This window comes from Neorhizobium sp. USDA 3394, from assembly GCF_056280385.1.
Window position 1 is genome coordinate 1,462,739 of record NZ_JBWCDU010000001.1, and the last position, 20,693, is coordinate 1,483,431.

General features: G+C 62.5%; 22 protein-coding genes. 12 read left to right on the forward strand and 10 right to left on the reverse strand.

Translation table 11 applies throughout. The features are described from left to right. Nucleotides 1–261 precede the first annotated feature (261 nt). Nucleotides 262–2,070: an acetolactate synthase 3 large subunit gene (locus tag ACZ9EJ_RS06860; protein WP_080955662.1), complete on the forward strand. Its 1,809-nt coding sequence runs from the start codon at nucleotides 262–264 to the stop codon at nucleotides 2,068–2,070. 50 nt (nucleotides 2,071–2,120) lie between these two features. Then, nucleotides 2,121–2,693, forward strand: a complete 573-nt coding sequence (ilvN, locus tag ACZ9EJ_RS06865) for an acetolactate synthase small subunit (RefSeq protein WP_046626094.1) — start codon at nucleotides 2,121–2,123, stop codon at nucleotides 2,691–2,693. Between the two features lie 64 nt (nucleotides 2,694–2,757). On the opposite strand, the gene ACZ9EJ_RS06870 is transcribed toward ilvN, so the two are convergent. Next, nucleotides 2,758–3,600, reverse strand: a complete 843-nt coding sequence (locus ACZ9EJ_RS06870; RefSeq protein WP_046639242.1) for an aldo/keto reductase — start codon at nucleotides 3,598–3,600, stop codon at nucleotides 2,758–2,760. A 175-nt stretch (nucleotides 3,601–3,775) separates the two neighbouring features. On the opposite strand from ACZ9EJ_RS06870, the gene ACZ9EJ_RS06875 reads away from it, so the two are divergent. Genes ACZ9EJ_RS06875 through ACZ9EJ_RS06895 form a run of 5 tightly spaced genes read left to right on the forward strand, consistent with a single transcriptional unit; the run spans nucleotide 3,776 to nucleotide 6,825 of the window. After that, nucleotides 3,776–4,369: a LysE family translocator gene (locus tag ACZ9EJ_RS06875; protein WP_046639243.1), complete on the forward strand. Its 594-nt coding sequence runs from the start codon at nucleotides 3,776–3,778 to the stop codon at nucleotides 4,367–4,369. Next, entirely contained in the window at nucleotides 4,369–5,166 is a 798-nt protein-coding gene (locus tag ACZ9EJ_RS06880) for a bestrophin-like domain (RefSeq protein ID WP_046639346.1), read from the forward strand. Before ACZ9EJ_RS06875 ends, ACZ9EJ_RS06880 begins: the two co-directional genes overlap by 1 nt. 12 nt (nucleotides 5,167–5,178) lie before the next feature. Continuing rightward, nucleotides 5,179–5,811: a nitrile hydratase subunit alpha gene (nthA, locus tag ACZ9EJ_RS06885; protein ID WP_046639244.1), complete on the forward strand. Its 633-nt coding sequence runs from the start codon at nucleotides 5,179–5,181 to the stop codon at nucleotides 5,809–5,811. Then, nucleotides 5,808–6,467, forward strand: coding sequence for a nitrile hydratase subunit beta (nthB, locus tag ACZ9EJ_RS06890; RefSeq protein ID WP_046639245.1), 660 nt, complete (start codon nucleotides 5,808–5,810; stop codon nucleotides 6,465–6,467). The genes nthA and nthB overlap by 4 nt, the downstream gene beginning before the upstream one ends. Further along, on the forward strand, nucleotides 6,454–6,825 hold the full coding sequence (locus ACZ9EJ_RS06895; RefSeq protein WP_046639246.1) for a nitrile hydratase accessory protein: 372 nt from the start codon (nucleotides 6,454–6,456) through the stop codon (nucleotides 6,823–6,825). Before nthB ends, ACZ9EJ_RS06895 begins: the two co-directional genes overlap by 14 nt. Before the next feature lie 249 nt (nucleotides 6,826–7,074). Here the strand turns inward: ACZ9EJ_RS06895 and ACZ9EJ_RS06900 are convergent, their stop codons facing one another. The 5 genes from ACZ9EJ_RS06900 to ACZ9EJ_RS06920 form a co-directional block, all read right to left on the reverse strand. Next, nucleotides 7,075–7,860 carry an anti-sigma factor family protein gene (locus ACZ9EJ_RS06900; RefSeq protein ID WP_046639247.1) on the reverse strand — a complete coding sequence of 262 codons (786 nt, stop codon included), beginning with the start codon at nucleotides 7,858–7,860 and terminating at the stop codon, nucleotides 7,075–7,077. Beyond that, nucleotides 7,857–8,417, reverse strand: coding sequence for an RNA polymerase sigma factor (locus ACZ9EJ_RS06905; RefSeq protein ID WP_251089873.1), 561 nt, complete (start codon nucleotides 8,415–8,417; stop codon nucleotides 7,857–7,859). The genes ACZ9EJ_RS06900 and ACZ9EJ_RS06905 overlap by 4 nt, the downstream gene beginning before the upstream one ends. Continuing rightward, nucleotides 8,401–8,778 (reverse strand): COG4315 family predicted lipoprotein, encoded by a 378-nt coding sequence (locus ACZ9EJ_RS06910; RefSeq protein WP_037086987.1) that lies wholly within the window; start codon nucleotides 8,776–8,778, stop codon nucleotides 8,401–8,403. Before ACZ9EJ_RS06910 ends, ACZ9EJ_RS06905 begins: the two co-directional genes overlap by 17 nt. Nucleotides 8,779–8,916: 138 nt before the next feature. Beyond that, complete coding sequence (locus ACZ9EJ_RS06915; protein WP_046639248.1) at nucleotides 8,917–9,396, reverse strand: DUF2269 family protein; 480 nt, start codon at nucleotides 9,394–9,396, stop codon at nucleotides 8,917–8,919. Next, entirely contained in the window at nucleotides 9,396–10,676 is a 1,281-nt protein-coding gene (locus tag ACZ9EJ_RS06920) for an SDR family oxidoreductase (RefSeq protein ID WP_046639348.1), read from the reverse strand. The genes ACZ9EJ_RS06915 and ACZ9EJ_RS06920 overlap by 1 nt, the downstream gene beginning before the upstream one ends. A 180-nt stretch (nucleotides 10,677–10,856) precedes the next feature. Here ACZ9EJ_RS06920 and ACZ9EJ_RS06925 point away from each other — a divergent pair, with 180 nt between their 5' ends. Next, complete coding sequence (locus tag ACZ9EJ_RS06925; RefSeq protein ID WP_046626115.1) at nucleotides 10,857–11,981, forward strand: ATP-dependent DNA helicase; 1,125 nt, start codon at nucleotides 10,857–10,859, stop codon at nucleotides 11,979–11,981. 32 nt (nucleotides 11,982–12,013) lie between these two features. On the opposite strand, the gene ACZ9EJ_RS06930 is transcribed toward ACZ9EJ_RS06925, so the two are convergent. Continuing rightward, complete coding sequence (locus ACZ9EJ_RS06930; RefSeq protein WP_251089875.1) at nucleotides 12,014–12,703, reverse strand: MerR family transcriptional regulator; 690 nt, start codon at nucleotides 12,701–12,703, stop codon at nucleotides 12,014–12,016. Nucleotides 12,704–13,044: 341 nt separating this feature from the next. Here ACZ9EJ_RS06930 and ACZ9EJ_RS06935 point away from each other — a divergent pair, with 341 nt between their 5' ends. Continuing rightward, nucleotides 13,045–13,797 (forward strand): pyridoxine 5'-phosphate synthase, encoded by a 753-nt coding sequence (locus ACZ9EJ_RS06935; RefSeq protein ID WP_046639249.1) that lies wholly within the window; start codon nucleotides 13,045–13,047, stop codon nucleotides 13,795–13,797. Here the strand turns inward: ACZ9EJ_RS06935 and ACZ9EJ_RS06940 are convergent. The 3 genes from ACZ9EJ_RS06940 to ACZ9EJ_RS06950 form a co-directional block, all read right to left on the reverse strand. Then, a complete protein-coding gene (locus tag ACZ9EJ_RS06940) occupies nucleotides 13,794–14,744 on the reverse strand; it encodes a bifunctional helix-turn-helix transcriptional regulator/GNAT family N-acetyltransferase (protein WP_046639350.1) in 951 nt (316 codons plus the stop codon). The genes ACZ9EJ_RS06935 and ACZ9EJ_RS06940 overlap by 4 nt on opposite strands. 59 nt (nucleotides 14,745–14,803) lie before the next feature. After that, nucleotides 14,804–15,520: an aspartate/glutamate racemase family protein gene (locus ACZ9EJ_RS06945; protein ID WP_046639250.1), complete on the reverse strand. Its 717-nt coding sequence runs from the start codon at nucleotides 15,518–15,520 to the stop codon at nucleotides 14,804–14,806. Between the two features lie 78 nt (nucleotides 15,521–15,598). After that, a complete protein-coding gene (locus ACZ9EJ_RS06950) occupies nucleotides 15,599–16,483 on the reverse strand; it encodes an SDR family oxidoreductase (protein ID WP_046639251.1) in 885 nt (294 codons plus the stop codon). Nucleotides 16,484–16,629: 146 nt separating this feature from the next. Here ACZ9EJ_RS06950 and ACZ9EJ_RS06955 point away from each other — a divergent pair, with 146 nt between their 5' ends. The 3 genes from ACZ9EJ_RS06955 (at nucleotide 16,630) to glmS (ending at nucleotide 20,603) form a co-directional block, all read left to right on the forward strand. Then, complete coding sequence (locus ACZ9EJ_RS06955; protein ID WP_046639252.1) at nucleotides 16,630–17,040, forward strand: winged helix-turn-helix transcriptional regulator; 411 nt, start codon at nucleotides 16,630–16,632, stop codon at nucleotides 17,038–17,040. 254 nt (nucleotides 17,041–17,294) lie between these two features. Continuing rightward, nucleotides 17,295–18,656, forward strand: coding sequence for a bifunctional UDP-N-acetylglucosamine diphosphorylase/glucosamine-1-phosphate N-acetyltransferase GlmU (glmU, locus tag ACZ9EJ_RS06960; RefSeq protein WP_046639253.1), 1,362 nt, complete (start codon nucleotides 17,295–17,297; stop codon nucleotides 18,654–18,656). Nucleotides 18,657–18,776: 120 nt separating this feature from the next. Further along, a complete protein-coding gene (gene glmS / locus ACZ9EJ_RS06965; RefSeq protein WP_046639254.1) occupies nucleotides 18,777–20,603 on the forward strand; it encodes a glutamine--fructose-6-phosphate transaminase (isomerizing) in 1,827 nt (608 codons plus the stop codon). Nucleotides 20,604–20,693 lie beyond the last annotated feature (90 nt).

Below are 20,693 nucleotides of genomic sequence, written 5' to 3' on the forward strand. Positions count from 1 at the left end.
GGAGCAGCAAAATCAGTCCAATGAGGATTTTTGGTGCATGCCCACGTTGACGAGCGACATTTATCTGGCTAACACTTCGCGCCATGAAGATCTCGATCGCTCTTATTGTGGTGGGAACGCGCATGGGCAGGACGGTGTAACCGTCCGGCGACAGCCACCCATGCGCGGAAAGACAGGCTCCTCCAAGGGGCCTTTTTTTATGCCTTCAATCCGGCTCGGAGGAGCCGCCGGTAAAAATCCAGCAGCGAATGGACCAAGACAATGACGGATACGAACAACCAGGGGCCAGATAACCAGACGCCAGATAACCGGATGACCGGTGCGGAAATCGTCCTGAAGGCTCTGAAGGACAATGGCGTCGAGCATATCTTCGGATATCCGGGCGGCGCCGTCCTGCCGATCTATGACGAGATCTTCCAGCAGGACGACATCAAGCACATTCTGGTGCGCCACGAGCAGGGCGCCGGCCATGCTGCCGAAGGTTATGCCCGCTCCACCGGCAAGGTCGGGGTCATGCTGGTGACCTCCGGTCCAGGTGCCACCAATGCCGTCACCCCGCTCCAGGATGCGCTGATGGATTCGGTGCCGCTGGTCTGCCTGTCGGGCCAGGTCCCGACGACGCTGATCGGCTCGGACGCCTTCCAGGAATGCGATACCGTCGGCATCACCCGGCCCTGCACCAAGCACAACTGGCTGGTCAAGGACGTCAACGAACTGGCCGGAATCATCCACGAGGCCTTCCGCATCGCCCAGACCGGCAGGCCGGGTCCGGTCGTCGTCGATATTCCGAAGGACATCCAGTTTGCGACCGGCACCTATACGCCGAAGCCGGAGATCGCCCAGAACACCAGCTATCAGCCGCGCATCCAGGGCGACATCAACGCCATTCAGGCGGCCATTGAGCTGATGGCCTCGGCGCGCCGGCCGATCCTCTATACCGGCGGCGGCGTCGTCAATTCCGGCCCGGGCGCCTCGCGGCTGCTGCGCGAGTTGGTCGAGCTCAGCGATTTCCCGATCACCTCGACGCTGATGGGCCTCGGCGCGTATCCGGCGTCCGGCAAGAACTGGCTCGGCATGCTCGGCATGCACGGTTCCTACGAGGCGAACATGGCGATGCACGACTGCGACGTCATGGTTTGCATCGGCGCCCGTTTCGACGACCGCATTACCGGCCGCCTCAACGCGTTCTCACCGAATTCGCGCAAGGTCCATATCGATATCGATCCGTCCTCGATCAACAAGAACGTGCATGTCGATATCCCGATCCTGGGCGATGTCGGCAGCGTTCTCGAAGACATGGTCCGCCTGTGGCGGGCTCTGCCGAAAAAGCCGGCAAAGGCGCAGACCGAGGAATGGTGGAGCCAGATCAACCGCTGGCGTGCTCGCAAGAGTTTTTCCTACAAGCACTCCAACGACGTCATCATGCCGCAATATGCGCTGCAGCGTCTGTTCGAGGCGACCAGGGGGCACGACACCTACATCACGACGGAAGTGGGCCAGCACCAGATGTGGGCGGCACAGTTCATCGAATTCGAAGAGCCGAACCGCTGGATGACCTCGGGTGGTCTCGGCACGATGGGCTATGGCCTGCCGGCGGCGATCGGCGTCCAGGTGGCCCATCCGGACGCCCTCGTCATCGACGTCGCCGGCGACGCCTCGATCCAGATGTGCATCCAGGAAATGTCCTGCGCCATCCAGCATAACCTGCCGGTCAAGATCTTCATCCTGAACAACCAGTATATGGGCATGGTCCGCCAGTGGCAGCAGCTGCTGCACGGCAACCGCCTGTCGAATTCCTATACGGAAGCGATGCCGGATTTCGTGAAGCTCGCGGAAGCCTATGGCGCCGTCGGCATGTATTGCGACGACCCGAAGGAACTCGACGGAAAGATCGAGGAGATGATCGCGGTCAAGAAGCCGGTGATCTTCGATTGCCGCGTCGCCAATCTCGCCAACTGCTTCCCGATGATCCCCTCGGGCAAGGCGCATAACGAGATGCTGCTGCCGGACGAAGCCACCGACGAAGCGGTTGCCAATGCCATCGATGCCAAGGGTCGCCAGCTCGTCTGAGACGAGCTGCACATCCTTCAACGAAATTCTGAGGAAATGGACCTAAGACCATGAATGCGCATCAGCAACCGACCGGTTCCGCTTACTTCATCGCCCCTGAGACGGCGAAAGCCGAAAGCCATACGCTTTCGGTTCTCGTCTCCAACGAACCGGGCGTGCTCGCTCGGGTGATCGGGCTGTTTTCCGGCCGCGGCTACAATATCGAGAGCCTGACGGTCTCGGAAACGGAACACGAAGCTCACCTATCCCGCATCACGATCGTCACGCGCGGCACGCCGACGGTGCTCGAACAGATCAAGGCGCAGCTCGAACGCATCGTACCGGTGCACAGGGTCGTCGATCTGACGGTGCGCGCCCACGCACTCGGCCAGGAGCGGCCGATCGAGCGCGAAGTGGCGCTGGTCAAGGTGGTCGGCCAGGGCGACCGCCGCGCCGAGACGCTGCGGCTCGCGGATGCATTCCATGCCAAGGTCGTCGATGCGACGGTCGAGCATTTCATCCTGGAGATCACCGGAAAATCCTCCAAGATCGACCAGTTCGTGGCGATCATGAAGCCGCTTGGCCTGGTGGAAGTATGCCGCACCGGGATCGCGGCGATGAACCGCGGCCCGCAGGGGATGTGACGGGTCGGGCGAAGGTCGATGTCTCGCGGGCGTTCGACACGCCGCGTCGGACGCTCGATCTCCGCTAGATCATTTCCAGCGGCTGCTTGCGGGACGGCGGCGGGAAGGCGGCGTCGAGCGCCGTCCAGTCCTCCTCGCTCAGTTCCAACTCGACTGCCTCGGCGTTTTCCGCAATCCGGTCCGGATTGGCGGATTTCGGGATGGCGATGACGCCGTCGCGTTCCAGCAGGAAGGCGAGCGCCACCTGTGCCGGCGTCGCCTGATAGGCCTTGGCGATGCGGATCAGTTCGCCGCTTCTGGAAAGCCGGCCCTGTTCGATCGGCGAATAGGCCATGACCGGGATGCCGCGCTCCTGGCACCAGGGCAGGAGATCGTATTCGATGCCGCGGCGGGAGAGATTGTAGAGCACCTGGTTGGCGGCACAGTTCTCTCCGTCCGGCACGTCCATCAGTTCCAGCATGTCGTCGAGATCGAAATTGGAGACGCCCCAGGCGCCGATCTTGCCGGCGCGGCGCAGTTCCTCGAAGCCGGCGACGGTTTCGGTCAGCGGATGTTCGCCGCGCCAATGGAGAAGATAGAGGTCGAGGCGGTCGGTTTTCAGCCGGTTCAGGCTGCGTTCGCAGGCTTCGATGACACCCTTGCGGCTGGCATTCCAGGGATAGACCTTGCTGACCAGGAACACCTCGTCCCGGCGGCCGGCAATCGCTTGCGCCGTGATCTTTTCGGCGCCGCCCTCGCCATACATTTCCGCCGTGTCGATCAGCGTCAGGCCAAGATCGAGGCCGCGCTTCAGGCTTTCGATCTCGATGCCGGCCTTGCGGGTATCCTCGCCCATCATCCAGGTGCCGAGGCCGAGGGCCGGGACGGAAATGCCGGAGGGCAGGGTGACTGTCGGGATATCGAACATGGCGTGCCTCGATCTGTCGCTTCTGGAAAACTCCATCCTACTCACATATGGCGTCGATTGAAGCTGCCAAGTTCCGCTTGAAGATCATGCCCAACGACCTTATCACCGGAACAACAGGCCGTCCGCGAAACGAGATGGTCAAGGAAACCGGGGCGGATTGGCGCTAGGAGAAAATATGTCGCTGGAAACCTTTCTGGCCCTCGTCCTGTTCGCCTTCACCACTTCGATCACGCCGGGACCGAACAATATGATGCTCTTTGCGTCGGGTGTGAACTTCGGCTTTACGCGGACCATTCCCCATATGCTCGGCATCGGTGCCGGTTTTCTGTCGCTGCTGATTGCGGTCGGCCTTGGCCTCGGCGCGCTTCTGCATTCGGTGCCGGTCGTCTACACAGCTTTGAAATTCGCCGGCGGCGCATATCTGCTCTGGGTCGCCTGGAAGATCGGCATGTCGCGGAGCCTGTCGGACGGCGAGACCGGTGCTCGGCCGATGACATTCATCGGCGCGGCGGCCTTCCAATGGGTCAATCCGAAGGCCTGGGTGATGGCGGTCACCGCCATGGCGACCTACACGAATCCGGATTATTACCTGCCGACCGTGATGATGGTGGGCCTGGCGTTCGCTGCCGTCAACTTGCCGAGCGTTTCGACCTGGGCCGGATTCGGTTCGGCGCTGCGCGAATGGCTGTCGGTGCCGGCGCGGCTGAAATGGTTCAACATCACCATGGCGCTCTTGCTTGTCGCGAGCCTGTGGCCGATGTTGCGCTGATGGACGATATCGGCGATTTCCTGTCTTCCCTGGCGACCGGCATCGGCTTCGTGCTGGCGACGGTCGCGCTGGTGCTCGTCAGTTATTTCATCGCGCGAAAACTACTCCATCCGGGTGTCGAAGGTGATCGGACATGGGATGTCGCGGGAAACGTGGCGGTGCGGGTGGCGACCTTGCACGGCCTGATCCTCGGCCTCGTCTACGCGCAGGAGCTCGACGACTATAAAGGCGTTCGCTCGACGCTGACAGACGAGGCGATTGCGATATCCGATGTCTATAACGACGCTCGCCGTTATGGCGGGCCGATCACCGTGCCGGTACAGGGGCAGCTTGCGACCTATCTGAAGGTCGTGGTCGACGAGGAATGGGATAGTCTGGCCCAGCATCAAGGTCTTTCGCCGAAGGCCTGGCAGATATGGGAAAGCGTCTACGACCAGCTTCTCGGCCTGATGCCGGCGACCGATCGCGAGCATTATCTCAGCAACCGGATGCGGGATCGCATCATCGCCGTCGCGCGGTATCGCCAGCTCCGCGAGGCGGCCTCGACCAGCCGCTTCTCGGGCCTGTTCTGGGGACCGGCACTGATCGGCCTCGTGCTGGTGTCGGCGACCTTTTACATCTACCGGCCGAAACGGACGCATCTTGTGCTGTTTTCGCTGTTCGGCGCCTATTCGGGCGTCATTCTCTTCTTTATCTTTGCCTTCGCCAACCCTTATGCGAATCCCGGCAAGCTGGAGCCTCGGCCCTTCCAGCATCTGCTGGAAGGCGATATCGGCAAAAGCCTTGCCAGCCGTTGAGGATGCACAGACATGCACGACGATCATCATCACCACGATCACGACCATGATCATCACCACGACAATCGCTACAGCGACATGCAGGCGCGGGTGAAAGCGCTGGAAACGGTGCTGACGGAGAAGGGGCTGATCGATCCGAAGGCGATCGACGCGATCGTCGAGACCTATGAGACGAAGATCGGCCCGCGCAACGGCGCGCATGTGGTGGCCAAGGCCTGGAGCGATCCGGATTTCGCCGAATGGCTGCGTACCGATGCGACGGCGGCGATCGCAAGCCTCGGTTATACGGGCCGGCAGGGCGAGCATATGCGGGCGGTGTTCAATACGCCCGACACCCATAATCTCGTCGTCTGCACGCTGTGCTCCTGTTACCCCTGGGCGGTGCTCGGCCTGCCGCCGGTCTGGTACAAGGCGCCGGCCTATCGTTCGCGCGCGGTCATCGATCCACGCGGCGTGCTTGCGGAATTCGGCGTGGCGCTGCCGGAGACGAAGAAGATCCGCGTCTGGGATTCGACCGCCGAACTGCGCTATCTGGTGATCCCGGAACGGCCGGAGGGCACGGACGGCCTGAGTGAGGAGGCGCTTGCCGATCTCGTCAGCCGCGATGCGATGATCGGCACGGCCGTTGCGGGGCCACGGGCATGAACGGGCCGCACGATCTCGGGGGACAGATGGGTTTCGGGCCGGTGGCGCCGGAAAAGGACGAGCCCTATTTCCATGCGGAATGGGAAAAGCGGGCGCTGGGGCTGACACTGTCGAGCGGTGCCTTCGGCGCATGGACGATCGACGAAAGCCGGCATGCGCGCGAAAATATTCCGCCGGCGGAATATCTGGGCGCCAGCTATTACGAGATCTGGACACGGGCGCTGGAAGTGCTGCTGGAACGCCATGGTTTCGCAACCAAGGCGGAAATCGACGCGGGCCGCAAGCAGATGGAGCCGGCTACGCCGAAGCGCATCCTGAGGGCGGACATGGTGGCCGGCGTGCTGGCCAAAGGTGGCCCCTGCGACCGGCCCGTCGGGACCGAACCACGATTCGAGCCGGGCGACCGGGTGCGGACGCGCAATTTCAACCCGGAGACCCATACGCGGCTGCCGCGTTATGCCCGCGCCAAGACCGGCGTCGTCGAGGCCGTGCAGGGCTCCTTCGTGTTCCCCAACGACAATGCGCATGGCAAGGGCGAGAACCCGCAATGGGTCTACACGGTCGTGTTCGACGGGCCAGAAATCTGGGGCGAGGGCGCCGATCCGACGCTGACGGTCTCGATCGATGCCTGGGAGAGCTATCTTGAGCGCGTGTGAGATCCCCTCGGCATTCGTGCAATCGCCGGGCTTGCTGAGGTCACCGGAAGGTGACCCGGTGTTTCCGGAGCCCTGGGCCGCGGAAGCCTTCGCGATGACCGTGCACCTGCACGAGCGCGGCTTGTTCAGCTGGAGCGAATGGGCGGAGGCTCTTTCAGGCGAGGTGCACAAGTCCGGCAGGGCCGAGGACGGCAGCGACTATTTCGACTGCTGGGTGGCGGCACTCTCCGGCCTGTTGGTGGGCAAGGGCGTCGCGGACGGCGAGACGATCCTCAAGCTGCAGCAGAGCTGGCAGCGGGCCGCCGAGGCGACGCCGCATGGCCAGCCGATCGAGCTGGCCAACGATCCGCTGCGGTAGGGAGATTCGGCGCAGACAGGTGTCGGAGGGGATAGCCCCTCATCCGGCTGCCGCCACCTTCTCCCCGTTTTAACGGGGAGAAGGGATCGAGCCGCGAGCTCTCAGGTCTTCTCTGCCGTCTTTGCATCAGGCACAGGGATGCGCCACGTTCGATGTTTGTGGGAGACGGTGCTGCTTGAGTCCTTCTCCCGCGCGCGAGGAGAAGGTGGCGGCAGCCGGATGAGGGGCTTTCGAAAGGCTCCTTCGCGGTCACGAAGGAAACTGCCGGTAACATTCCTCGGCGATCCGGCGCAGCATGTCGCGGGAGATTTCGCCGGTGACGGCGTATCCGAGCTCGCCATCGATCCAGTAGAAGGTCTCGACGGTGTCGGCGGAGGCGAACCGAAAACTGGTCGTGCGGTTTTCCTTGTTGCGGCCGACGAGCACGGTCAGGCGCTGGCCCGTCTGGTCCTCGTACATGAACAGGGCGCCCGGCTTGCCACCAACCGGCAGGAGGCGGCCGCCGACCAGCTTGAAGCCTTGTCCCTGCAGGTTCGGAACCTTGAGATTGGCGATCGACAGCCGCTTGCCGAGCCAGTTGGCGAGATGCGTTTCCTCGTTGGCGAAGACTTCGACCGGGTGGCGCACCTCGCTTGCATAAACGAGGAAGGCGTTGCGGGCTTCGCGAGGCAGGATTTCGGTATAGGCAAGCTGGATATCCGGGCGCTCGAACAGAACCGGACCATAATGGCCGCCGAGCACGCCGGCCGCGAAGATCACGACCGCCACGGCTGCCAGCGCGAAGCGGCGGGACGGTGGGGTATTGATGCGCGCCAGACCGCCCGTGAGAAGCTGGATATCGGTTGGTTTCGATCTTTCATGACCGGCGAAGGCGGCGCGCAACGCGTCGTTCTGCTCCTTCCAGTCGGCCACCATCTGTGCGGCGTCCGGGTTTTCTGCCAGAAAATCCTGCACGCGAGCGCGGTCGGCCTCGTCGAGGAAGCCGTCGGCATAGGCGTGCAGTTCCGCGTCGGTTACGGATCTGGCTTCGGTCATCGTGGTCTCCGCAATGGTATGACGTTTTCCTCCCGCATTTTTTCCCGCAAGGCCTGGCGCGCCCGAGACAGGCGCGACATCACCGTGCCGACCGGAATATCCAGCATGTCGGCGACTTCCTGATAGGCGTAGCCTTCGACGACCACCAGCATCAGCACGGCGCGCGCCTCCTTCGGCAGCGTCTCCAGCGCCTCCACGAGACGGTTCTTTTCCAGCGGATCGTCGGCACCGGTGCCTGCAGCCAAGCTCTCGGCCTCCTCGATGCCGACAGACGGGCGCCGCGCCACCGAGCGGCGGGCGTTGAGGTGAAGATTGGTCATGATCCTGTATGCCCAGGACTTGAAATTCGCGCCGCGCCACTGGCCGCGGCTGACCAGCGCCTTTTCGACGCAATCCTGCAACAGGTCCTCGCTCTCCGTGTCCGAGCGCGTCAGGCTGCGCGAATAGCGCCTGAGCGAGGGCAAGAGGGCGAGGATCTGCGCCTCGAAGGAAAGCGGCGCGGGAGCCTGTGCCTCGCGCGCCGTTCCGGAGGTGGATTGATCAGGGTTTTGCGACATCCCACACGCCGTTCACGCCGTCACCGGTGGTGTCGCCTTCCTTGGTGTCCTTGACCCAGTAATAGAGCGGCATGCCATCCTTCGCCCACTGCTTGGCCCCGTCCTTGCGGGTGACGATGGAGTATGCACCATCGGCCTTCGCATCGGAAGCGGCCATGACCGGCGGCCAGTTGGTGGCGCACTTGTCGTAGCAGTTGGAGGTGCCGGGCTTGTCGTTCTTGAAGGTGTAGAGCGTCATGCCCTTTTCGCCGGCAAGGACGTCGCCCTTGGTGGAGGTCTTGACGGTCTTGAACGGGCCGGCGGCAAAGGCCACCGAGGTCAGCGCTGCGAGCGCGAAAGGCACGAGAATGAAGGTTTTCATGGGGTGTCTCCCTGGTTGATGGCGGCCTCACATCGGCCACATAAGTCAAGACACCGGGAATGGCGGATTTATTCCCTCGGCGGGCAAAGATTTTTCGGAGATGATAATGCTTATCTCTTGATCCGAGTGTTCCGGGCGTCAGAACAGCGGGATGTCCGGCTTGGTCAGCATCAGCCAGAAGATGGCGATGACGGCGAAGAAAGCCGGGAAACCGCAGGCAAACCAGATCCGATAGAGCCGGTACCATTCCGGCGGCAGCGGCGCGGAATCTTCGCAGGCGATGCGGGCGATATCGCGCAGCTTGATCTGGATCCAGACGACCGGCAGCCAGAACAGTCCCGTCACCACGTAGAGAATGAGCGACAGGGCGACCCAGCCATCCGCCAGCGACCAGCCGATGCTCCTTGCCAGCAGGTAGCCGGTGACCGGCTGCAGGACGACGGCCGTGGCGGTGAAGACGGTATCGGCCAGCACGACCGTGCCGGCGGTGTGGGCGATCAGTTTCGGATCCTCGGTCCGCCGGGCGATCACCATGAAAAAGGCGATGCCGGCGCCGGTTCCGAGCAGCACCGCGGCGCCGATCACATGCAGGAGCCGCAACAGGCTGTCGGCATCCATCAGCGTTCGTCCAGAATGGCGAGGGAGACGAAGGTGAGGGCGATCGACGGCAGGACCTTCACGAAGACCCCAAGCGGATCGAGCCAGAGCTGCGGTTCCAGCAGCGTGCCGCCGGCCAGATAGGCGAGGCTGGTGACGATCATCCCGAGCATTGCCTTGCGTGCCTGGGGACGGACGAGGACGGCAGACCCGAGCAGGATGTCGAGGAGACATGTCGCGACGGTTATCGCCATGGCGAAGGAGCCCGGCATGATGGGCGGAAATTGGGCTGCCGCGGCGCTCAGGTCGACGAGCGGGATCAGGCCGGACAGCAGCCAGAACAGCGACAGTGTGAGAATGATTGCGGGTTTCAGGAGATAGAGCCGCGCGAACCAGAGGTCCTGGACGCCGCTCTGATGGGCGGCGAGGGTCTCTGCCGCATTTGCCAGGACGAGGCCGGCCGGTTTCGGCCTCAGGCTCCTGACGCCTTCCGACATCACCGTCATCGCCGTCGAGCGAAGCGGCGAACGCCAGCCTAGTCGCCCCGCAATGTCGGCCGCCGAGGTGACGGGTTTCGCAATGGCTGCCGGCAATGCAATGACGGTGGCTGCAGGCAGGCCGAGCCAGGTGCGGTGAAGCCGCACGAGGTCAGACAAGGTCAGGGTCTTGTCGGCGGCGAGATCGAGATCGCTGCCGGCTGGAATAGTGCCCTCGACTGCAAGGGAAACCGCGGTCGCGACATCGTCGAGTGAGACGGTTTCGACAGGATTTGCCGCATGGATGAGCGGCAGCGCGCCGGGAAGGCTCGCGAGCGCCCGGAGAAGCGCCGTGCCGCCATGAGCATTGCGGCCAATCACAAGCGCCGGCCGCAGGATGACGAAGGGGAGGCCGCTTGCCGAAAGCGCCTCGTCGGCACGACGTTTGGTGGCGAGGAAGGGCAAGTCGGCGGCTGTGCCATCCGTGCGGGCGGAAATCTGCACGATACGTCTGCCGCCGAGCGCCCGTGCCGCCTCGTAGAGCGACAGCATCGCCTTTTCCTGGGTAGCCGCAAGATCATCGGAAAGACCGTCCTGCAGCGCGCCGGCGCAATTCACGACGACATCCTGGTCCTCGATCAGCGGACGCCAGGTGGCGGCGGTCAGTTGTGCGAGATCGGCCTTTATCCACTCGGCCGCGGGCCATTTCAGGCGGGCTTTGTGCGGGTTTCGCCCGAGGCCGGTTATCCGATGGCCGTCGGCGACAAGCCTTTGCAGGATCGCCGAGCCGATAAAGCCGGTTGCGCCGAGAATCAGGATCTTCATGCCGCGATCATAGGGGGCGGTGATGAAAACTGAACAGCGGCAATCCCTCCCGGGCGGATGGGCGGAGAGAAAGGTTGTCGCCGTCCTCCAGAGGCCGGCAACGGCGCTCATCCCGGCCTTTGATTCATCTTTCGTTCTTTTTCGGTTGCGCTTGGCCGCAGAATCCTGCCAAGTCCCGTCATGCAATTTGCGCCGCAACAGGACGAGGCCCTCAAGGCCGTTTCACAATGGTTGAAAGAGGGCCGCAGCCAGGTCTTCCGGCTGTTCGGTTATGCGGGCACCGGCAAGACCACGCTTGCCAAACATTTCGCCGAGAATGTCGATGGCGAGGTGCTGTTTGCGGCCTTCACCGGCAAGGCGGCGCAGGTTCTTCGTTCCCGCGGGGCGCGCAACGCCAAGACGATCCATTCGCTGATCTACCGGCCGCGCGGCGAGGAGGCGGTCGAGGACGATGCCGGAAAGACTTCGATCTCACCGATGTTCTCGATCAACCGCCAGAGCCCGGTTGCCAAGGCAGCGCTGATCATCATCGACGAATGCTCGATGGTGGACGAGGCGCTCGGCAAGGACCTGATGAGTTTCGGCACCCCGATCCTGGTGCTCGGCGATCCCGGCCAGCTGCCGCCGGTGACCGGCGGTGGTTTCTTCACCGAACAGGAGCCGGATTACCTGCTGACGGATATCCACCGCCAGGCGCGCGACAACCCGATCATCCAGCTCGCGATGAACGTGCGCGAGGGCAAGGAGATCATGTATGGCGACTACGGTACCGCCAAGGTGATTTCCCGCAACGAGGTGACGCAGCCGCTGGTGATGGAGGCGGACCAGGTTCTGGTCGGCACCAACAAGACCCGCAAGCGCTACAATCAGCGGCTCCGGGAACTGAAAGGTTTTACGGCCGATTATCCGCAATCCGGCGACAAGCTGGTCTGCCTGCGCAACGACCCGGCCAAGGGGCTGCTCAACGGTTCGCTCTGGCAGGTGATGAGTTCGTCGCGCGAAACGGTAAAGCCCGGCATCAACCTGATGATCCGGCCGGAAGACGACGACATGGATCGCGGCGCGGCCAAGATCAAGCTCCTGAAACAGGCATTCGAGGAGCAGGAAGGCGAAATCCCCTGGGCGACCCGCAAGCGCTATGACGAGTTCGACTATGGCTACGCGCTGACCGTCCACAAGGCTCAAGGGTCGCAGTGGAACAATGTCGTGCTGTTCGATGAAAGCTGGGCGTTTCGCGACAGCCGGGAGCGCTGGCTTTATACGGCTATCACGCGCGCGGCCGAGACGCTGACCATCGTTCGATAGGAGTTAGCGTCCGCTGAAAGCTCGTCGGCCGATCAGTTCGGTACGAAACCGAGCAGCATCGCCTTGGCGACGGCCTGAAAGCGGTTGGTGGCCTGGAATTTCTGGATGATGTCATCCTCCATCCGGCGCAGGTCCTCGAATTCGAGGTTAAGCGCGCGAGCAAGCCGCGGCGCCGAATAACCTTCGGCCATCAGCCCCAGGCACTGTTTCTCGATGTCGCTCAGGACCAGGGACATCGGCTTGGGCGTGACAACCGCCTGACTTTCCTCCTCGGCCACCAGCAGGCTTTCGATCTGCTGCATCTGCCGGCGGATGTTGGAAATGTCGGCGGTGAGCTCCCGCTTGCGCCGCGCCAGCATGTCGTGGAACATCTCGTCCGCTTCCGCCTCCGAGGTCGCTGCGGCAAGCTCTTCCATCAGTTCCTGGATGACCGCAACCGGAATGCCGATCTCGCGGCAGGCATTGATGACCGCCATGCGATGGATCTGGACCCTGTCATAGACACGCATGCTGCCGGAGCGGCGAGCGGTGATCAGGCCCTTTTCCTCGTAGAAGTGAAGAGTGCGATGGGTGACGCCAAAGAGATCCGCCATTTCAGCGATCGCCACCGGCTGGGTGGGCATTTCAAAAGGCAGTGAGACCTGGGGGAGATAAGGGAAATTTCGGGCTGCTCCCGCAAGGGGCGCACCGTCGGTCATGGCCTGCATGATATCGCTCTGCATCGAGTTCCCTTGCGCCTGCGTTTTGGCGTCGCGGTCAGATGTGCATCTACAGGTTGCGACCTTGCGTCGAACCTCCTGGATGGAACCTCGGTACTGAAAATGCGGACCCGATTAAAATGGATGGCAGAATTCGCTGTTCAAACCGTATTCCGCCGCTTTTTGGCCTGCTCAGCGAACTCTGTTAGTTATAGATTAGCTAAAACTTTAGTAAATGGTAGCCCCGGTTCCTCGTGAATTCTCGTCCATCAAAACTCTTTATAAGTGCAATTTCCCAAACCTAGTGGCATTGCGAAGGCGCTTGGCCTAAAAGCGGATCGATTTCTCAAAGACCGGGTATTGCCATGCCGACCAAGCTTTCCGTGAACCTCAATGCCGTCGCCATGCTGCGCAACCGCCGGGATCTTCCCTGGCCGAGCGTCGAAGGCCTGGGGCGCATCGCGCTCCAGGCGGGCGCCGCCGGCCTGACGGTGCATCCGCGCCCGGACCAGCGCCATATCCGCTTCACCGACCTGCCGGTTCTCAGGGCGCTGATCGACGACGAGTTTCCAGCGGCCGAGTTCAATATCGAGGGATATCCGAGCGAGGATTTCCTGGCGCTCTGCGAAGCGACCCAGCCGGAACAGGTGACGCTGGTGCCGGACGACCCGACCCAGGCAACCTCCGACCATGGGTTCGATTTCCGTGCCACCCACGAGATGTTGAAGCCGATCGTGGCGCGGCTCAAGAAGGGCGGCATGCGGGTGTCGCTGTTTGCCGACGGCGACGGCGATGTCGAGGCGGTCAAGCTTGCAAGGATGACGGGCGCCGACCGTATCGAACTCTATACCGGTCCTTACGGCGGCTGTTTCGACAATCCGGCGCTTGGCGCCGAACTGCTTGAAAAGCTGGGACTGACTGCGGATGCGGCGCTCACCGAAGGACTCGGCGTCAATGGCGGCCACGATCTGACGGTCGCCAACCTGCCGGCATTGGTGAAGCGCATTCCGAAGATGGCAGAAGTCTCGATCGGCCATGGCCTGACGGCGGATGCGCTGGAATACGGCATGGCGGAAACCGTGCGCCGCTTTCGCCGCGCCTGCGGTCAGACGGTCTAGTTCGACGACGAAAGCTTCGCCTCGCAGAGCTCCAGCTCCCAGGTCTGGCCGTTGCATTCCGGTCCGAACAGGCTGTGTTTTTCCTCAGCGACGAGCTTGAAGCCAGCCGTCTCGTAGATGCGGATCGCGGCCGTCAGGCAATCGTTGGTCCAGAGCGACAGCTTCTTATAACCGGCGAGGGTCGAGAATTTGATGCATTGCTCGACCAGTATCCGGCCAAGACCGAGGCCGCGGGCGGCGGAGTCGAGATAGAGGAGGCGCAGCTTGGCTGTGTCGCCGCCGCCGTCGGCCACGACCACCGAGCCGACCCGTTTGCCGCCGCGTTCGGCGATCCAGCAGCGCTCCCGTTCCGGGTTGAAGTTGGCGATGAATTTGCCGGCGACCTCGGCGACCAGCCCTTCGAACTTGTCGTTCCAGCCGTATTCCCGCGCGTAAGCGACCGCCTGGGCTTCGATGAGCCAGCCCATGTCGCCGATCCGGTGCGGACGGATGACGACCGGTGGCGAGGGGGCGGCAGATTCCGGATCGAGAATGGTGCGGATCGCCTGCATGGAGCCGACCAGCTTTTCATGCCCCATCGCGTCTACCCCCCTGAGATCATTGGCGATCTGCTGGCGGGAGCGTTCGCCGAGCGTCTCGTATTCGGCCTGTCCCTTGGCGGTGACAACAAGGATCTGGCTGCGCTTGTCGTCGGGATCCGGCTCGCTGTCGATGAAGCCCGCCTCGCGGAATTTCTTCAGCAGCCGGCTCAGATAGGCGGGATCGAGGCCGAGATCGCGGTTGAGTTCGGTCGCCGAAACCCGTTTGCGGGCGCCCATCTCGTACAGGATGCGCGCCTCGGTCAGCGTGTAGTCGGTGTCGAGATAGCCCTTGGCGAGAATGCCGAGCTTGTTGGTGTAGAAACGGTTGAAGGCGCGGACGGCGTCGAGAACGGCAGGATCTGTCATCGGCAGAATCTCCTCTATGAAGATCCTGTCCAATATTTACTTGACTGAGTCAAGCAAACTTATGCTGCTGCCTGTTTTGCCGGTGACTGGCCGAGTGCGAAATCGACTGCGGCGGTGGCGTGGATGGCGGTGGAATCGACGCCGGGGAGCGGCAGGCCGGAGGGGTCGAGGAGGAGGCAGATTTCCGTGCAGCCGAGGATGATGCTGTCGGCGCCTTCAGCCTTCGCCTTTTCGATCATGGCGATGGCCCGGGTTCGGGAGGTGTCGAGGACCGTGCCGGCACAGAGTTCGTTGAAGATGATGTTATGAATATCGGTGCGATCGTCCGCGTCCGGCACCATGACATCGACGCCGAGCATCTTCATGCGCTCGGAATAGAAACCGTGCTCCATCGTGTAGCGGGTCGCGAGCAGCAGCGGGTGGTTCAGCCCTTTCGATGCCAGCGCCCTGGCTGTCTCGTCGATGACATGGATGAGCGGCACGTCGACCGCGGCCTGCACTTCCGGCGCCACGAGATGCATGGTGTTGGTGCAGATCAGCACGCATTCGGCGCCGGCCGTTTTCAGTGCGCGGGCGCTGCCTGCAAGATGCTCGGCCGCCAGATCCCAGCGGCCGGCTTTCTGCATGTCGACGATTTCGGCGAAATTGACGGAATGGAGCAGGAGATCGGCCGACGCAAAACCACCCAGGCGTTCGCGCACCATCTCGTTGATCAGCCGATAATACACGGCCGTGCTTTCGAAACTCATCCCGCCAATCAAGCCGATCTTGCGCATTTTTTCTCCAAACGAGATGGAATTTGGTAACTCCATCTCATTATCGCGAAATTCGGAGAGCCGCAATCCGGCGAGACGCTAGGCGGCGAGGGCGGCCTTCTGGGTCTCGAAATAGGCGGCGAGGGTCTGCGGCTTCTGGCCGGTCAGCATCTCGTAGTCGCTCGTCACCTGCTCGAAATTGCCGGCGCGGATATTGGCATCCGCCGAGACCAGCATCGCGACGACGAAGGCGGGCAGGCCGGCGCCGGCAAGGCCCTGGGTCAGCTGCTCGTCGGTGACGTCAACGACCTCAAGCGGCTTGCCGGTCGCGGCGGATGCGCGGGCGGCGATTTCCGCGGCTGTCAGGGATTCCGAGCCGGTGAGGGTCAAGATGCGGCTGCCTGCCGGCGGATTGGCAAGTGCTGCGGCTGCGGCACGGGCGCAGTCGTCGCGGCTGATCGTGGCGATCTTGCCCGTACCCACGGACGTGTACCATTTGCCGACCTGAAGATTGTGCGGCATGCCCATCAGATAGTTATCGTGATACCAGGCATTGCGCAGGATCGTGTAGGCGACGCCGCTTGCCTTGATGGCCTCTTCGGTGCCGAGGTGGTCCGGTGCGAACGTGATCAGCGACTTGTCCGCGTTGGGCAAGGACGTGTAGACAACGTGTTTTACGCCGGCCTTGGCGGCGGCGGAAACGGCGTTCCTGTGCTGCGTGATGCGCTTGCCGGGCGTCGCAAGTTCGTCGGTGGAGATGATCAGTACGCGGTCGGCGCCGGTGAATGCTTTCACGAGCCCGGCTTCGTCGTCGAAATCGGCTGCCCGGGTTTCCACACCGTTGGCGGCGAGGTCGGCGAGCTTGTTCGGATCGCGGCTGGCAGCGATGATGTCGGCGGGCGCGACCTTGGATGTCTCCAGCAGGTGACGGAGGACTGCGCGGCCCAGATGGCCGGTGGCGCCGGTGACGAGAAGTTTGGTCATGAGTGTTCCTTACTGGCAATGGCCGGCTGATGGGCGCGGCAGTGATTGTTGGTCTCAAAAAGAGACTAGCACTATAATAAGAATTGACTTCGATCTGTAAAGGAGGCAGTTTCGAGGGAGATCGTTACTTTAAGGGAACCAACTCCATGGCGCTCAATGCAAGCCGCAAGCCGGTCCTGGACGGCGAGGAATGCGACGTGTCCGGGTGGGACATGGATAACTGCCCGGTCCGGGACGTTCTCGACCGGATCGCCGGCAAATGGTCGGCACTGCTTCTCGGGGCCTTGGCGCGCCAGCCCTACCGCTTCGGCGAGCTTCGCCGGCTGGTGCCGGATATTTCGCAGCGGATGCTGACCCAGACGCTGCGCGACCTGCAGCGCGACGGTTACATCGAACGCGAGGTGTTTCCGACCAAGCCGCCGAGCGTCGAATACCGGATGACCGATCTCGGCCGCTCGCTCTTTGAGCCGCTTTCCAAGGTGATTATGTGGGCGGAAGCCAATCATCCGTCCGTCAAGGCCGCGCGCGTGAAATACGACGAGAGCGAATTGGCTTGATGTGAAAGGGGTTCCGGTATGGCGCCCGGATTTCTCCGACAAGGCCCGGCCAAAACCAAACCTGACCGCGGTCCGCCCTCCCGGCATCCCATAAAGCGGGCGCATCTCTTCCAATGCCGCCATTCCAAGGATCTGGTCAAATTTCCCCAGGCTGTCGGGCCACATTTTTGTTTCGGCCAGACATAAGGCGTTTATCGCACTTCAATCATCTTGCTGTTATGAAGCGGCAAAATGCCTGAGAAGGAGAAACCCTTATGAGCCGTTCCTGCCTTGCCGTCATCCTCGCCGCCGGCGACAGCACGCGCATGAAATCGTCGATGTCGAAAGTGCTGCATCCGATCGCCGGCCGGCCGATGATTGCACATGTCATGGCGGCGGTGGCATCGACCGGCGTGACCGAGGCGGCTCTGGTGGTCGGCCGCGATGCGGACGGGGTTGCCAAGGCCGGCGCGGTCGAGGGTGTTACGGTCGAGGCCTTCCTGCAGACCGAGCGTCGCGGCACAGGCCATGCGGTCCTCACGGCGAAACAGGCCATCGCCCGCGGTTACGACGACATCCTGGTCGCCTATGGCGACGTTCCGCTGGTCACCTCGGCTTCCTTCGCCGAGGCGCGGGAAAAGCTGGCCGCCGGAGCTGATGTCGTGGTGATCGGTTTTCATACGGACAAGCCGACTGGTTACGGCCGCCTGTTGGTCGAAAATGGCGAGCTGATCGCCATCCGCGAAGAGAAGGATGCGACGGACGAAGAGCGCAAGGTCACCTGGTGCAATAGCGGGCTGATGGCGATCAACGGAAAAAAGGCGCTGTCGCTTCTGGAGGGCATCACCAATCAGAATGCGAAGGGCGAATATTACCTAACCGATCTCGTCGAGATCGCCCGTGCTGCCGGCGGCAAGGTCGTGGCGGTCGATGCGCCGGAAACGGAGGTTGCGGGCTGCAACAACCGCGCCGAATTGGCCATGCTCGAAAAGCTCTGGCAGGAACGCCGGCGCCATGAGTTGATGATCTCGGGCGTCAGCATGATCGCGCCGGAAACCGTCTTCCTGTCCTATGATACGGAGATCGGCCAGGACGCGCTGATCGAGCCGAACGTCGTTTTCGGCCCGGGCGTCAGGATCGACAGCGGAGCGGTGATCCACGCCTTTTCCCATATCGAAGGTGCGCATGTGAGCGGCGGCGCGACCGTCGGGCCTTTCGCGCGGCTTCGCCCCGGCGCCGATCTTTCCGCGGGCTCCAAGGTTGGCAATTTCTGCGAGGTCAAGAATGCCAGGATCGACGAGGGGGCTAAGGTCAACCACCTGACCTATATCGGCGACGCATTCGTTGGTGCCCATTCCAATATCGGCGCCGGCACGATCACCTGCAACTACGACGGCGTCAACAAGCACGAGACGCGGATCGGCGCCAATGCCTTTGTCGGATCGAACTCGTCGCTCGTCGCACCCGTCTCGATCGGCGATGGCGCCTATGTCGCCTCGGGAAGCGTCATTACCGAAAATGTCCCGGCCGATGCGCTGGCGCTTGGCCGTGCCCGCCAGGAGGTGAAGCCGGAGCGCGCGAAAATCCTTCGCGAGCGGGCGCTGGCGCTCAAGGCCGCGCGGAAGGCGCAGAAGTAACGCGGCTATTAACGTTTGCGCGTTACTTTCCGACATCGAAAGTGACCGGCGGGCCGATTGCGCAAAACCAGCAATCGGCTAGGAGTTCGCGCGGGTTCCATGAAGCGGAGAGGGTCGTTCATGTGCGGAATTGTCGGGATCGTCGGAAATTCGCCGGTGGCGGCGCGTCTGGTCGATGCGTTGCGAAGGCTCGAATACCGCGGTTATGATTCCGCCGGCGTCGCGACCGTCCACGAGGGCCGGATGGATCGCCGCCGCGCCGAAGGCAAGCTCTTCAATCTCGAAAAGAAGCTCGACGCCGAGCCGCTGCCCGGCACGATCGGCATCGCCCACACCCGCTGGGCGACCCATGGCGTTCCGAACGAGACCAATGCGCATCCGCATTTCGTCGATGGCGTCGCCGTCGTCCATAACGGCATCATCGAGAATTTTTCCGAGCTGAAGGACGAGTTGCTGGCCGAAGGGGCGGTCTTCGAAAGCCAGACCGATACGGAAGTCGTGGCACACCTGCTCGCCAAATACACCCGCCAGGGCCTCGGCCATCGCGCCGCCATGCTGGCGACGCTGAACCGCGTTGCCGGCGCCTATGCGCTGGTGGTGATGTTCGAGGACGACCCGGGCACGATCATGGCCGCCCGTTTCGGACCGCCGCTGGCGATCGGCCATGGCCGCGGCGAAATGTTCCTGGGCTCGGATGCGATCGCGCTGTCGCCGTTCACCAACGAGATCACCTATCTGGTCGATGGCGACTGCGCCGTCATGACCCACAAGGGCGCCGAGATCATCGATTACGACGGCAAGCCGGTGACGCGGCAGAGCCAGATTTCTCAGGCGTCGGCCTTCATGGTCGACAAGGGCAACCATCGCCATTTCATGGAGAAGGAGATCTACGAGCAGCCGGAGATCATCTCCCATGCGCTCAGCCACTATATCGATTTCGCCGCCCATACAGTGAAGGCGAACGATACGGCGATCGATTTCGGCAAGGTGACGGGCCTGGCGATTGCCGCCTGCGGCACCGCCTATCTCTCCGGCCTGATCGGCAAATACTGGTTCGAGCGTTATGCCCGCCTGCCGGTCGAGATCGATGTCGCCTCCGAATTCCGCTATCGCGAACTGCCTTTGTCACCGAGCCAGGCGGCGCTGTTCATCTCCCAGTCCGGCGAGACGGCCGATACGCTGGCGTCGCTGCGCTACTGCAAGGATAACGGCCTCAAGATCGGCGCGGTGGTGAACGTCAAGGAATCGACCATCGCCCGCGAAGCGGACGCGATCTTCCCGATCCTGGCCGGCCCGGAAATCGGCGTCGCCTCCACCAAGGCCTTTACTTGCCAGCTTGCGGTCCTCGCCGCGCTCGCGATCGGCGCCGGCCGTGCTCGCGGCACGGTGACGGCGGGCGACGAGAAGGAGATGGTAAGGCACCTCGCCGAAATGCCGCGGATCATGAGCCGAGTGTTGAACGACATCCAGCCGCAGATCGAATCGCTGTCGCGCGAGCTGTCCCGCTTCAAGGACGTGCTCTATCTCGGCCGCGGCACCAGTTTTCCGCTTGCCATGGAAGGCGCGCTGAAGCTCAAGGAGATTTCCTATATCCACGCGGAAGGTTATGCCGCAGGCGAACTGAAGCATGGCCCGATCGCGCTGATCGATGAGCACATGCCGGTGATCGTCATTGCGCCGCATGACCGCTTCTTCGAAAAGACCGTCTCCAACATGCAGGAAGTGGCCGCGCGTGGCGGCAAGATCATCTTCATCACCGACGAGAAGGGTGCGGCGGCCTCCAAGCTTCCCACTATGGCGACGATCGCATTACCGAATGTCGACGAGATCATCGCGCCGATGATCTTCTCGCTGCCGATCCAGCTTCTCGCCTATCATACGGCGGTGTTCATGGGGACCGATGTCGATCAGCCGCGCAATCTGGCGAAATCCGTCACGGTGGAGTGATATCCACCGGCTTTTCCTTGCATCGCAACATCGCATCCGGCATTGTCGCACCAATGATTGCGGCAATGCTTAAAGTATGCAGGGAAACCG

Excerpts from the sequence above, each read along its gene's own strand:
- ilvN (WP_046626094.1), top strand. The coding sequence starts at position 2,121 with ATGAATGCGCATCAGCAACCGACCGGTTCCGCTTACTTCATCGCCCCT.
- ACZ9EJ_RS06880 (WP_046639346.1), top strand. The coding sequence starts at position 4,369 with ATGGACGATATCGGCGATTTCCTGTCTTCCCTGGCGACCGGCATCGGC.
- ACZ9EJ_RS06915 (WP_046639248.1), bottom strand. The coding sequence starts at position 9,396 with ATGGATGCCGACAGCCTGTTGCGGCTCCTGCATGTGATCGGCGCCGCG.
- ACZ9EJ_RS06945 (WP_046639250.1), bottom strand. The coding sequence starts at position 15,520 with ATGCGCAAGATCGGCTTGATTGGCGGGATGAGTTTCGAAAGCACGGCC.
- ACZ9EJ_RS06955 (WP_046639252.1), top strand. The coding sequence starts at position 16,630 with ATGGCGCTCAATGCAAGCCGCAAGCCGGTCCTGGACGGCGAGGAATGC.
- nthB (WP_046639245.1), top strand. The coding sequence starts at position 5,808 with ATGAACGGGCCGCACGATCTCGGGGGACAGATGGGTTTCGGGCCGGTG.
- ACZ9EJ_RS06935 (WP_046639249.1), top strand. The coding sequence starts at position 13,045 with ATGCCGACCAAGCTTTCCGTGAACCTCAATGCCGTCGCCATGCTGCGC.
- ACZ9EJ_RS06920 (WP_046639348.1), bottom strand. The coding sequence starts at position 10,676 with ATGAAGATCCTGATTCTCGGCGCAACCGGCTTTATCGGCTCGGCGATC.
- ACZ9EJ_RS06925 (WP_046626115.1), top strand. The coding sequence starts at position 10,857 with ATGCAATTTGCGCCGCAACAGGACGAGGCCCTCAAGGCCGTTTCACAA.
- ACZ9EJ_RS06940 (WP_046639350.1), bottom strand. The coding sequence starts at position 14,744 with ATGACAGATCCTGCCGTTCTCGACGCCGTCCGCGCCTTCAACCGTTTC.
- ACZ9EJ_RS06870 (WP_046639242.1), bottom strand. The coding sequence starts at position 3,600 with ATGTTCGATATCCCGACAGTCACCCTGCCCTCCGGCATTTCCGTCCCG.
- ACZ9EJ_RS06875 (WP_046639243.1), top strand. The coding sequence starts at position 3,776 with ATGTCGCTGGAAACCTTTCTGGCCCTCGTCCTGTTCGCCTTCACCACT.
- glmS (WP_046639254.1), top strand. The coding sequence starts at position 18,777 with ATGTGCGGAATTGTCGGGATCGTCGGAAATTCGCCGGTGGCGGCGCGT.
- glmU (WP_046639253.1), top strand. The coding sequence starts at position 17,295 with ATGAGCCGTTCCTGCCTTGCCGTCATCCTCGCCGCCGGCGACAGCACG.
- ACZ9EJ_RS06930 (WP_251089875.1), bottom strand. The coding sequence starts at position 12,703 with ATGCAGAGCGATATCATGCAGGCCATGACCGACGGTGCGCCCCTTGCG.
- ACZ9EJ_RS06860 (WP_080955662.1), top strand. The coding sequence starts at position 262 with ATGACGGATACGAACAACCAGGGGCCAGATAACCAGACGCCAGATAAC.
- ACZ9EJ_RS06910 (WP_037086987.1), bottom strand. The coding sequence starts at position 8,778 with ATGAAAACCTTCATTCTCGTGCCTTTCGCGCTCGCAGCGCTGACCTCG.
- ACZ9EJ_RS06950 (WP_046639251.1), bottom strand. The coding sequence starts at position 16,483 with ATGACCAAACTTCTCGTCACCGGCGCCACCGGCCATCTGGGCCGCGCA.
- ACZ9EJ_RS06905 (WP_251089873.1), bottom strand. The coding sequence starts at position 8,417 with ATGTCGCAAAACCCTGATCAATCCACCTCCGGAACGGCGCGCGAGGCA.
- ACZ9EJ_RS06900 (WP_046639247.1), bottom strand. The coding sequence starts at position 7,860 with ATGACCGAAGCCAGATCCGTAACCGACGCGGAACTGCACGCCTATGCC.
- nthA (WP_046639244.1), top strand. The coding sequence starts at position 5,179 with ATGCACGACGATCATCATCACCACGATCACGACCATGATCATCACCAC.